Raw genomic sequence first — 12,280 nt, 5'->3', positions numbered from 1 at the left:
CAAAGCTCCTTGAAGTCAGGAGAGGCGAATTCCAGAGGTGGAGGCCACCCTGTAGATGCATGGTAGGATATGTGAAGACTTGATGAAGACTTAGCTTGGCCTTGCGGATTTCGGGCTGCTTTGCAGAGGATCTTTCTAATGGCGTCAGACCCTTTGCCGCTCTGCATCGCTTTGCGTTGGCTCTTGCCCATTGGCGCCGGCTCGCTTTTGGGTCCCTTGGCTCACCGCACTTCCAGCCCCGAGAAGAGGATCGTGGCTGCGCCTGTGAAAGAGGAGGAGGCGAAGGCCCCGCTCGGAGACGAACCGGCCAAGATCAGACTCGCCGCCCTTGCTGGCCGGACCAAGGAAGCCCGGGCCAAAGTGGCAGCTCTCATCGCGAGTGGTGCCAAGGATGAGGAGGTCGCCGAGTGGCTGGCTCCCGTTCTCATTGCCGATCCGGGTGCGCTTGATGACCTGGTCGCCGGTATTCCGGAGGAGCGTCGCTTCGCCTTGGTGCGCACTGCGCTGCTTCAGGTGGTCTCCCTTCACCCGGATTCGGTCTGGGAGGTGATTGCCAACGGAGAAGCTTCGCGTGAGGGCAGGGGAGTTGCTCGATGAGAGAGCAGCCGCGCCGGAGAAAGCCCGTCCATGAGTGGGCGAAGCTCGAACCATGCAAGAGCCCCCTTGAATATCTCCAGGAGAACTGCAAGATCCGCATGTCATCCCCTTCGTGATGCCATGAACCGCAAAGTTCCGCTGCTCCTGCTCTCGCATGCTTGCGTGTTCGCGGTTGTATACGGTGCAGCCAGATACAAGAGTGATCCGGCAAGCTCCCAGCATCGGGAATGGGAGTCAGGCTCGCTCCCTGCCAAGACCAACTCCCGCACCCAGACCATGGATGGCGGGAAAGGTCAGCGTTTCTTGAAAGACTTCCTCGCTTCCCGCACGAAGAGCGAGCCGGACGCTGATTCAAGATACCTCGAACTCAAAGCGTCACTGCCGGTGGCCAAGGATGTGAAAGCCGCGGCCGTGGAAGAGATCCAGAAAGAAGCTCGGCCCTTCTCCGTCATGCGGACGAAAGAGCAGGAGGCCAAAGCGCTTGCGAGGTTGGAGGTGAGGATGCTGCATTGGATGAGGCAGGATCCAGGTGGAGCGATGGATTTCGTGCTCAAAGACGAAAGTAGTCAAAACGTCGCGGTGGTGTTCGATCTTCGGCAGCATGTTTGCAAGGATCTCATCGCGGAACGCGGACTTGCGGCCTGCCTGCCTTGGCTGATCAAGACGCCGGTGACGGCCGGGAGTTTTTGCGATGGTTTAGTGGCAGAGATGAAATCCGGTGGAGGGGTAGCGGCCTTGGAGAAGTTGCACTCGGCAATGATGGCCGTACCGGAGCAAGCGTCCTACTTCACCCAAGCGGCCGAGTCCCGCAACCCCTGGACTGGCATTGGCCGAACTCCCTTTCTGCGAGCAGCGGAAGCCCTGCCGTTTAGCGAACGGGAATCGTTGGTGGAAATGGCGAACCGTCAGGAGAAGGAACTCGACCAAATCGAGCTTCTGCGCGGCTTCGCAAGATCCTCGCCAGAGGCCGCCGTGTGGCTGCTAGAGAGGACCCGGAACGGAGATTTGAAGGGGACCGTGGCCGAGCGGACGAGACAGGAAGCCCTCACCGCTGTCCAGAAGGGCTCTGGGGCTGATCTGGCGCTCAGGGTAGGCGCGATGGCAGAAGCGCCAGGGCGCACAAGCTCCACTCGTGGGGACCTTGAGACGGAATTATTAGCCGAGGACATCTCTGGCGTGCTGAAGGAAGGCCGGGACTGGCGCTACGAATTCCGCCACGGGGCCGCCTCCTCAGACGAGGTGTTGGTGGCCATGCGGGCAGCCCTACCCGCCACGGCAAAAGCGGGTGATGCGCCCTTCAGGAAGGCCCTGTTTCGTCAACTCGTGGAGGAAAATCCTGTGCAAGCTCGAGCTCTGATCGAGGGCCTGCCAGCGGAGGAGAAGCGAGCCTTCCAATACGATGTGCTCCAGCGCGGATTCTCCAGAGTCTCACCTGAACTCTTCAAGGTCTACCTCTCCGCACTGCCAGCCGCGACGACTCCGCAAGAGAAGGAGCAGCGGGCCGAAGCACTCCAGATCAAGGCCTCTGCTTATGCAGAGCGCTTCGGCGACAACTACCAACAAACGGTGAAATCGATGGCAGCAGGAGCAGACCGTGATGCCGCGGTTTCAGGCATAGTCCGACAGGCCAAGAAAAAGAACCCCGCCCAAGCCACCAAGGTGGAACAGGAGCTTTCTCCCAAGGATCCATGAAAGCCCGGACCTGTCTTCTTCTGGTGGCCAGTCATCTGATCGTCGCCGGCTTGGCAGGGCTGCTCAGTTGGCAGCCAGACACCCCGTCTGCAACCGTTGCACCGGCGGAGGAATTGGCTCCGCCCGTGGCTCGGACCGAGGCCCGGGAGCTGAAGGAAGACCGGCCCTTGGCACAGTGGCGGAGCAATGAGTTTGCAAGCGCTTGGAAAGCCATGCCCACGGCGCAGTTGGCGTCGAAGGATCGGGTGCTCGCCCAGCGCGAACTCCTCGCCCTTTGGGCGAAGGTGGACTTGGAAGCCGCGATCCGCGCGGCCTTGGCGGAATCCCTGGCGGCGGATGGACAGTGGTTCAAGGAGGTCTATGTGAATGAAGACATGGGGCCCTTGTTGGACGCACTGGGCCCCGCTCTGGTGGAAAATCCGGAAGCGAGTTGGGATCTCATCCAGCGCGGCAACTTCGGCATTGAGGCTGGGCTCCTCCGCCGCCTTTGGATCGTCGAGGTGGCGGCCAAGAACGCCGGTCTCGTGGCCGACAAGCTGGGTGAGTTCTCCGCCCGTGACCGGGATCAAGCGATTCTCTCCTGCGGAGTCTCGCTTATGAACCAGAACTCCAATCTGAACTACGGAAGCTTCCTCCAAATGCTCAAGGCCCTCCCTCCGGATCAGGTGTCCGCCGAGCAGCTCTTCCAATATGGCACCTTTCAAGGCTATCGCCCCACGGATGATGTTCCCGTTAAGCAGGCGCTCTTGAGAACCGATCTGAATGACACGCGCATGCTTCGCTACTGGGCCATGCTCCTTGCTCGACCTTTATATGCGAGGTCGCCGGAACAGGTGGCGGACGTCATCGAGGGCTTGCCCGAGGTCGCCCGCGTGCAGACCCTGCTCAGCACGATGGCTGGTTCCAAGCCTGGCTCGTCAAGGGCCACTGGCATCATCGACCTGATGATCCAGCACGGCGACTGGGCTTCTTTGGCGGATCCCAACGTGACATCAAAATTGAAAGGCGGGGCAACAAGTGAGGAAGTGGCGAATACGGCCTTTTGGGCGACCTCCTTGCCCGTGCGGCAGGAAACGGAGGCCCTGTTCGACTGTGGCGTGGAATCCTACCTGAAGGATTACCCGGACGTGGCCGTTGAATGGATCGCCAGCATCAGCCAAGAGACGTGGCGGGAACGAGCCTACGCTCGCTACATCGATGCCGCGCTGGACCAGCACGGCAAGGCCGATGTCGCGCGGCAGGCTCTGGGGAAAATGCAGGACGGACCGCTGAAGGAAGAAGCGGCCCGTCGTTTGGTAGCCTGGGAGGCGAACGCGAAAGCGATTCGCTGAAAATTCGACTGCCTACTTGGAGGCGGGCAGCGTCCCCTCCGGCAAACGACCACGCCATGCGGCGGCGGCGGTCGCATCCTGCTCGCTCCACAGTAGATTCAGCCGCTCTGCCGACACTTGGCGATAGTAGGGATCCTGCATGCTCTCGATGCTCTTCACCGCGTCCGCGAACCTCTTCTTGGTGATCAGGCTGGGAACCACCGAGGAGGCGAGCGCATCCCGCTGCGGGCTAGGCGGCTGCTCTTGGAACCAATTCATCATCGCATCCGGATACTGCCCCACCCAGCCGCGCATCGCCTGCTTGAGAGTGGCAGGCGTCTCCTTGCTCTGACCATAGCGTTCCATCCACCATTCGAGTGCCGGGCGGTCATATTCGCGGGCGATGGCCGCGCCCACCGCCTTGGCATCTACCTCGGGCCGTGCATCCGCTGGCACTGCGTCGGACTCCAGATAGGATCGGAGTTCCTGCAAGTAGTTCATCATCCCCATGGCGTCCTCCTGTGGCCAATCGTGCAGCAGCGCGCGGTTCAGATTGGCGTAGTCCTGAGGTCGGCCGGTGCTCTTCGCGAATTGCACCAAGCGGTCGCGCATCCCCGGATCGTCCCCGTACCTTTCACCCCAGCTCCCCAAGAGGCCATCGGGACCGAGAAAATTCGAAGGACCGCTGGCCTTGAAAAACTCGGAGGTGGCGAGTTCGAAGTCACGCTCCACCAACTGATCGAGAGCCAGTGTGCGGAGATCCTCGCGCAGCAAGGGCAGTCCCGCGGGTATCTCGGCGGAGTTCAACCAAGCGAGTGCTCCCTTGGGGTCTTGATTTGCCCAAGCTGAAAAGATCATGCCCGCCAAGTGCTCTCTTCCCGAATGCTGCTTTGCCACGGCCGCCTTGAGCGCGGCGTCGGGATCCATCGCCATCCAGGCAGCCCCGACCTTCCTGTTCAGGATCTGATAGATATCGCCTAAGCCTGTTCCAACGGCTGCAAAAACCTCGGCCAGTTCCGCGGCGGAGAGCTTCGCGATCACACCATCCATTTCCGCCTGCGTCTCCCAGTCGGAAAAGAGGTCGGGACTACCCAGGACGAGAGCATTCAGCTTGCGAATCGAAGCTGCCACCACTTCGCCATGCACCTCTTGGGCCCGGGCTGCCTTCCGGGGCGATGCCTCGCGTTGCCCGGGCTTCTTCACCGTGACAGAGGAATGGACAATTCCCGAGCGGGCAAGCTGCCGGCCCACCTTGGAGCCGACGAATACCATCAGCGCCAGACAGCCCCGAAACAAGCCGACGGAAGTGATGGATTTAACGCGTGGCATGATCCTTCGAGTAGTGGTTGCGGACGTCGAGCGGCATGGTCTTGAGCCAGGCTGCGGCGGCTTCAGGGTCTTGCGCCTGCCAAGCTTCCACATGGGGGCTCAAGACATCCACCCAGAGATTCCCGGTTTCGCGTTTCGCTGGCTGCCAGCCCGCGCGGAGCTGGATCATCGCTTGGCTCTTCACAGTCTCCGCCACGAGGTCGGTGCGATTGTTGGCGATCGCCCATGCTGCTGCCTGCTCAGGCTTCGCCGTCGCCCAGGTCTTGTAGGCGCTACTCTGCTCCTTCTCGGGACTGGTGGAGCCCGCCTTCAAAATGGCCGGGAGTTCCTCCTCGGGGGCATCGAGCCTCAGGGAGCCCTCGATGTTCCTTTTAGCCTCCGCCAACTTCTCGGGAGGGAGGCCGCTTTCGTCGATCTCGCTGAGCAGGGCCCGCAAGCTCTCAGGGCTCTGGTAGTAGTGGAGCCGGTTGTAGAAGAGCCTCATGTAGTAATCGAGCGCCTCTGGATCTTGCAGAGCCTTCAGTTGCTCAATCACCGCCCGCCGGGAGTCGGCAGTATCGCTTCGCTCGACCAGTGCCTCGATCACGCCGGGCAGCGCCTTGGGGAAATCCGTAGTTGCTTTGATCAAGGCATGCTCCGGATCTTGGGTGAAGAGCATTCGGCCCGCAGCGCGCCCAAAGACGTTCTGTGCATATTCAGAGTCGGTGGTGGCTGCCCACCGTAACGCTGCTTCGGGGTCCTTGGCAGCCCATGCCGCGGCTACCGGCGGGAGGAAGGAATTGTTCTCAGGCTTGATCACCGCTTGCACCGCCGCTTCCGGATCGAGTTGGGTCCACCGGTAATAGAGCATGCCAATCAGGATGTGATTGGCGTTGTTGCCTCTCACGGTTCTATCAGTGATCGCCGGGATCTCCGCCAAGCCGGCCTGCACATCCTCCAGGGTGAAACCGCGAATGATCGACCAGCACTCCGCGATCTCCCGGTCTCCCAACTGGCTGCGCCCCGCCCCGTGGCGAATCTGGTTCAGCTGGTCGATCGCATTGGTCCGCGACTTCGGTGCCATCACCTTCCTGACCACCGAGCGGAAGGTCACCGGGTTGTTACCCGCCGCATCCGTCTCGTGGCGCTCAGCCCGGTAGCCGAGCCAAGTCGCTAGGCCCAGTGTTCCCGCACAAAGCAAGAGGCGATATTTCCATGAAGGCATGCCGCTAGAGAGAGGAGAGTTAGGTTGTTCAGATCAATAACTCCGACTAGAGGGCCATTTGTCTTCATGCCAAGGAGAGGGCAGTCCTGTCTAGAAGCTATCTCAAAACCGTGTGAAGGAGAATCATGGCGTACGCCAACTCGACAGGAGCTCGGTAGTTTCCGGCCTTGCGCTCCCATCCACAGAACGGTCGCCAGTAGCTGTGGAGCCAACCGACGAATCGGTCCATTTTCCGCCGCCGCTTGTAGCTCCGCAGCGGCCGGCGATCTTGTGATTGCTAGTGGTTGCTCGGGTTGGTGCTTTGAGAGCGTCGGCGAACAAAAGCGCATCGACGTAAACGGCTTGGCCGCCGTTGTGGGGGAGATCGGGCTCGCCCAGAAGGTGGTTCGCTGTCGGCTCACTCTCGTTCGTGGTGTAGTCGAATGCTTTCATCCTTGGTGGGAACGTGTCGGGGGCGCCGTGGCTGCACCGGCTCACTTCGGACACAGGGAGCCTTTGATGGATCGCGCTCTCTTACCTTAAGAGGGGGGACTTGAAGCCCACGGATTGCTCCACTAGCTCCCTAGACTACGCGGGAAGCGACCACCGCTGAGGACCATGCCTGCAAGGTGAGTCTCCAAACTTCCCCATGTGTTCGTTATACCGATTTGTATACCGGTTTTGAGAAAACTGAAGACTTCGTGAAGGGCATTCTGAGATGCTTTGCCGTTATAAACGAACAGGTTGCAGCACCCTGCAAAGGGGTGAAAAAGAGCGCCTTTGGTTTTCAAGACCGACGCGATAAACCACTCTGCCACCCCTCCTTTGAGCTTCCGTGAAGCGGGCGGGTTTGTCGGCATGGATCGGGCTTCACGACAGGCGCGGGCTTGCGTGTCGTGGATTCTATCAGGTTTTGGCGTGCCAGGCCTTGAGCAGTGCGGCCTCGCGTTCGGGGCTGATCCCCGCGCGTAATTTTGTCCGACGCTCTTCGGGCTGAGCATTGAACCAGGTGAGGGTATCGCTGGTGGTGGTCGCCAGCGGGCGGAAAGTGAGGCCTGCCGCCAAGGCCTTGACGATGCTGGTCCGGGCGAAGCCTGCTGTGTCTCCCTGAGCGGGGAGCCAGACGGGCAGATGGGCCCAAGGGGCGACCTTCTGCTCCTTGAGGAAATCCGCGGTCACGAAGGTGAATTTGGCACCCGCAGTGGTGACGGCGCGGATGCCGTGGAGCATGGCGCCCATGCCGAGCTCGTAGTCCGGCCCGCAGGCATTGAAGGCGCCGAAGGCTCTTTGCTCGGTCATGCGGATGGTCCACTCGGCGAGATCGCGGGCATCGATGATCTGCACCGGGTCCTCCGCGGGCGGCGCGAGCACTTCACCGCCTTTTTGGATCCTTGCCGGCCAGTAGGTAAAGCGGTCGGTTTCGTCGCCGGGGCCGACGATTAGGGTGGGGCGGATGATGGTGGTGATGCGGGGGAATTGCTTCTCCGCTTCGCGTTCGCTCTCGGCCTTGAGCGGTCCGTAGAGCCCCATGTCGGCGCGGAGGCTTTCGTTGGTCTCGGCCATGGCGTCCGCGCCCTCGTATTTGTGAAGCGGCGTGGATTCGTCCATGCCGGGCTTGGAGGTATCGGCGTAGACGGAGACGGTGGAGATGAAGACATAGTGCTTCACTTTGCCGGCGAGGACTTTGCCGGCGTCGCGGACCCAGAAGGGGACACTGGTTGGGTTATCGATGCAGACGTCCCACTCGCGGCCTTCGCGGCCTTCGAGGGCTTTGAGGTCGCCCTTGTCGCGGTCACCGGTGAGTTCTTCGACTTCACCCGGCCATTCCTTGGGGCGTCGCCCACGGTTGAAGAGGGTGAGTTTGTGCCCGCGGGCGAGGGCGTAGCGAACTTGGTGGGGGCCGGTGAAACCGGTGCCACCGAGGATCAGGATGCGCAGCGGCTTGGAGGCTGGGGGAGGGGGCTGCTGGCCAAGCGCCTGGGCCGCAAGGGCAGATGCTCCGGTGGCGGCCGCGAGCTTGATCGAATCACGCCGATTCATTCTGGCAGCATGGAGAATCCGCGGGCCTGACTGCAAGCCCGTGCTGCCTTCTTCAAAGGGCCGGAGAGCCTAGCGGAGCATGAACAAGGCACCCGCGATCATCGCGACTGCTGCGAGGACGAGGAACATCTTGAAGAAGAGCGACGTCGATTGAACTTCGCTGCCTCCGACCCAGCTGTCCCAAGCGCCGGCGCGGCTTGTTTGGCGAGGGTGGGTCCGGTGGGCGGTCTGGAAACGCAGGGGGGTAGTGGGAGGCTTCATGGGGGCAAGAGGGGGTAGAGGTTTTGGGGGATAATATCTTTTGCCTCAAAACTGCGCAGGTGTCGATGGCGGATTTTGGAGTGGCGGAAGGGGCACTTTCCGCCGGAAACACTCGCGCGCCACTTCACCAAAAGTGCCGGATATGCACGTATCGAGGGATTTTCCCTTGCGCTTCGCCGGTTCGATGTGAATTGTCCCGCCCGAAACCATACAAAACTGAGCAAAGAACTAAGGTAATGCTTCCAGAGCACGCTCCCTTCTCTCCCGACCAACGCCGCGCGGTTGATATCGCGCTGGCGGGTCTCGACGCATCCCAGCGCTTCTGGCTGGCCGGATTTCTCTCCGCGGGTGCGCCCGTGGCCGCAGCGGCTGTTGCCGTGCCTGCGACTTCCGCGAAACTGACGGTTCTGTATGGCACCGAGTCCGGCAATGCCGAGAAGCTGGCTGACCTCTCCGCGAAGGAAGCGAAGAAGCGCGGCTTCCAGACCTCGGTCAAAAACATGTCCGATGTCTCGCCCGCGGATCTGGCCAAGGTGGAAAACTTGCTAGTGATCGTGAGCACCTGGGGTGACGGCGATCCACCCGAAAGCGCCACGACTTTCTACAAGGAATTCATGAACGGCTCGGCTGTGGAACTGCCGCGGGTCCGCTTCTCCGTTTGCGCTCTGGGGGATACCTCCTACGAGAAGTTCTGCCAGACTGGCAAGGACATCGACTCGCGTCTGGAGAAGCTGGGCGCGAAGCGGGTTTCGCCGCGCCAGGATTGCGACGTGGAGTATGAAGAGCCGTATGGCACTTGGCTGGATGCTGCTCTCAAAGCGCTGGCTCCAGCGTCTGCTCCTGCCGCTACTGCATCCGTAGTAGCCGCGCCGGCCGCTGCTCCCGCGACGGAGGAATTCGGCAAGAAGAATCCCTTCCCCTCGGAGCTGCTGGAAAAGGTCCTGCTGAACGGCAAGGGGACCACCAAGGAAACCTGGCACTACGAGCTTTCGCTGGATGGCTCGGGCCTGAGCTACGAGCCGGGCGACGCGCTGGCGGTGATTCCGGTGAACTCGCCGGACATCGTTGAAGGGATACTGAAGGCCTCGAAACTTTCCGGCAGCGAGTCCGTGGAAGTGAAGGGTGTGGGCCCGAAGGTTTTGGCCGATGCCTTGCGGGAGGATTTCGACGTTACAGCGCTCTCCCGTGCCGTGCTCACCAAGCTGCAGGCGCTGTCCGGTTCGGATAAGCTGGCTGCGCTCTTGGCGGAGGACGCGAAGGACCAGCTCAAGGATTATCAGTGGGGCCGCTGGATCAGTGATGCGATTGCTGATTTCGCTCCAGATGGCCTTGCTGCCGCCGATCTCGCCACGATCTTCCGCAAGCTGCCGCCGCGGCTCTATTCGATCGCTTCGAGCCCGCTGGCGCATCCCGGCGAGGTTCACCTGACGGTGGCTTCCGTCCGCTATCAAGCGCATGGCCACGCGAAGAAGGGGGTGGCTTCGACTTACCTTGCCGATCTGATCGAGAAGGGCGGCCATGTGCCGGTCTACACCCACCAGAACAAGAACTTCCGCCTACCGGTGTCCTCGAATGTGCCGGTGATCATGGTCGGTCCGGGCACCGGTGTTGCGCCGTTCCGCTCCTTCGTCGAGCACCGCGCCGCGCTGGGGCAGGGGGGCAAGAACTGGCTCTTCTTCGGCGACCAACGCTATACCTACGACTTCCTCTATCAGATGGAGTGGCAGGAGCATCTAAAGGACGGCCACCTCACCAAGCTCGATGTCGCTTTCTCCCGCGACCAGCCGGAGAAGGTCTACGTGCAGAACCGCATGCTGGAGCGTGCCAAGGATCTCTACGCCTGGCTCCAGGAGGGTGCCCATTTCTACGTCTGCGGCGATGCCACGCGCATGGCTCACGACGTTCACGAGGCCCTGATCGCCGTGGTCGAGAAGGAAGGTAAGCTGCCGCGCGATACCGCGGAGGCCTATGTTGAAGATTTGAAGAAGTCCAAGCGCTACCAGCGCGACGTGTATTGAACAGCAGGTCAACCCCAGTGACCCACCATTGACTACTGACCGCTGACTACTCCGATGAGCGATAAGAAACTCTCTGCCAACGAAGGCATCAAGACCCGTTCGAACTACCTGCGCGGCACGATCGCGGAAGGGCTGGCTGACCAGTCCACCGGCTCGATGTCGGAGGACGACCAACAGTTGCTGAAGTTCCACGGAACATACCAGCAGGACGACCGCGACCTGCGCCCGGACCGCCGCAAGCACCGCCTGGAGAAGGCCTACTCCTTCATGATCCGAATCCGCGTGCCCGGTGGTGTGGCTACGCCGCACCAGTGGCTGGAAGTGGACCGCATGGCCGAGCAATTCGCGAACGGCACGATCAAGCTGACGACCCGCCAGGCCTTCCAATTTCACGGGATCATCAAGAGCAATCTCAAGCGCACCATCAAGGAGATCAACCAGACCGCGATGGATACCGTGGCGGCCTGCGGCGACGTGAACCGCAACGTGATGTGCAACCCGAACCCCTACCTGTCCTCGGTGCACGAGGAGGTGCTGAAGGCGGCGCAGGACATCTCCGCGCACCTCACGCCCGCCACCCGTGCCTATCACGAGATCTGGCTGGACGGTGAGAAGGTCGAGACTTCAGAGAAGGAGGAACAAGAGCCGATCTACGGCAAGACCTACCTGCCGCGGAAGTTCAAGATCACCATCGCCGTGCCGCCGAGCAATGACGTGGACATCTTCGCGAACTGCTTGTCGTTCATCGCGATCGTCGAGAACGGCAAACTGGTCGGCTACAATGTGGCCGTCGGTGGCGGCATGGGCTCGACCCATGGCAATGAAGCGACCTATCCGCGCCTCGCGGATGTGATCGGATTCTGCACGCCGGACCAGATCGTGGATGTGTCGGAGAAGGTGGTCATGGTGCAGCGCGACTACGGCGACCGCACCGACCGCAAGCACTCGCGCTTCAAGTACACCGTGGACGACCGCGGCGCGGATTGGATCCTGGCCAAGCTCAACGAGTATCTCGGCTACGAGCTGGGACCGGTGCGTCCCTACGAGTTCAAGGACAATGGCGACCGCTTCGGCTGGGTCGAGGATGAGAATGGGAATTTCCACTACACCCTCTTCGTCGAAGGCGGACGGGTGCTGGATACCCCGGCATTCCCGATGCGCACCGGCCTGCGTGAGATCGCGAAGATCCACGGTGGCGACTTCCGCCTGACTGCCAACCAGAACCTGATCATCGCGAACATTTCCGCCAAGAAGCGTTCCGAGATCGAGGCGCTGCTGGAGAAATACGGCATGCATCGTAGCCACGAGCGCAGTGCCCTGCGCCTTGCCTCGATCGCCTGCGTGGCGCTGCCGACCTGCGCCCTGGCGCTGGCGGAAGCAGAGCGCTACCTGCCGGAGGTGGTCACGGATCTGGAGGAAGAGCTGGAGAATGCCGGCCTCCGCCACGATTCGATCACCATCCGCATGACCGGTTGCCCGAACGGCTGCGGCCGCCCCTTCATCTCGGAGATCGGCTTCGTGGGCCGTGGCCCGGACAAATACAATCTCTACCTCGGCGGCGGCCATGCCGGCCAGCGCCTGAGCAAGCTCTACCGGCAGGACATCCACTCGAATGAGATCCGGAGCCTGCTCTCACCCATCTTCCAGCGCTACGCGAAGGAACGGAACGAAGGCGAACATTTCGGCGACTTCGTGATCCGCGCCGGCTACGTGGCCGCGACGATCCAAGGCGCCGACTTCCACAAGAACATCAAGGAAGAGGCCCATCACAACTGAACCGGCGATGAACACCAGGGAATGCGAAACGGATTACCAGCGGTGTCGGTCTTAGGCCGTACCCCGCAGTAGCT

At 61.4% G+C, this 12,280-nt stretch carries 9 protein-coding genes; 5 read left to right on the top strand and 4 right to left on the bottom strand.

All coding sequences use genetic code 11. From position 1 onward, the window contains the following. Positions 1-216: 216 nt before the first annotated feature. The 3 genes from BV071_RS02990 to BV071_RS02980 all read left to right on the top strand — a co-directional run bounded on the left by BV071_RS02990 (position 217) and on the right by BV071_RS02980 (position 3,620). A complete protein-coding gene (locus BV071_RS02990) occupies positions 217-597 on the top strand; it encodes a hypothetical protein (protein ID WP_265593996.1) in 381 nt (126 codons plus the stop codon). Positions 598-717: 120 nt separating this feature from the next. Beyond that, a complete protein-coding gene (locus tag BV071_RS02985) occupies positions 718-2,289 on the top strand; it encodes a hypothetical protein (protein WP_035601725.1) in 1,572 nt (523 codons plus the stop codon). Then, positions 2,286-3,620 (top strand): hypothetical protein, encoded by a 1,335-nt coding sequence (locus BV071_RS02980; protein WP_035601723.1) that lies wholly within the window; start codon positions 2,286-2,288, stop codon positions 3,618-3,620. The genes BV071_RS02985 and BV071_RS02980 overlap by 4 nt, the downstream gene beginning before the upstream one ends. Positions 3,621-3,632: 12 nt before the next feature. Here the strand turns inward: BV071_RS02980 and BV071_RS02975 are convergent, their stop codons facing one another. From BV071_RS02975 to BV071_RS02960, 4 genes are all read right to left on the bottom strand, one after another. Continuing rightward, complete coding sequence (locus BV071_RS02975; RefSeq protein WP_265593995.1) at positions 3,633-4,928, bottom strand: hypothetical protein; 1,296 nt, start codon at positions 4,926-4,928, stop codon at positions 3,633-3,635. Continuing rightward, positions 4,915-6,132: a hypothetical protein gene (locus BV071_RS02970; RefSeq protein WP_035601715.1), complete on the bottom strand. Its 1,218-nt coding sequence runs from the start codon at positions 6,130-6,132 to the stop codon at positions 4,915-4,917. Before BV071_RS02970 ends, BV071_RS02975 begins: the two co-directional genes overlap by 14 nt. 885 nt (positions 6,133-7,017) lie before the next feature. Beyond that, positions 7,018-8,151: an epimerase gene (locus BV071_RS02965; RefSeq protein WP_035601712.1), complete on the bottom strand. Its 1,134-nt coding sequence runs from the start codon at positions 8,149-8,151 to the stop codon at positions 7,018-7,020. A gap of 69 nt (positions 8,152-8,220) precedes the next feature. Continuing rightward, entirely contained in the window at positions 8,221-8,412 is a 192-nt protein-coding gene (locus BV071_RS02960; RefSeq protein ID WP_035601709.1) for a hypothetical protein, read from the bottom strand. A gap of 236 nt (positions 8,413-8,648) precedes the next feature. Between BV071_RS02960 and BV071_RS02955 the strand changes: the two genes are divergently transcribed. Beyond that, entirely contained in the window at positions 8,649-10,430 is a 1,782-nt protein-coding gene (locus BV071_RS02955; RefSeq protein WP_035601706.1) for an assimilatory sulfite reductase (NADPH) flavoprotein subunit, read from the top strand. A gap of 54 nt (positions 10,431-10,484) precedes the next feature. Continuing rightward, positions 10,485-12,206 (top strand): NADPH-dependent assimilatory sulfite reductase hemoprotein subunit, encoded by a 1,722-nt coding sequence (locus tag BV071_RS02950; protein WP_035601702.1) that lies wholly within the window; start codon positions 10,485-10,487, stop codon positions 12,204-12,206. Positions 12,207-12,280 lie beyond the last annotated feature (74 nt).

Source organism: Haloferula sp. BvORR071 (assembly GCF_000739615.1).
Lineage (GTDB): Bacteria > Verrucomicrobiota > Verrucomicrobiia > Verrucomicrobiales > Akkermansiaceae > Haloferula.
The sequence above is the reverse complement of the archived record's forward strand: the minus strand, read 5'-3'. Positions and strand labels throughout refer to the sequence as shown.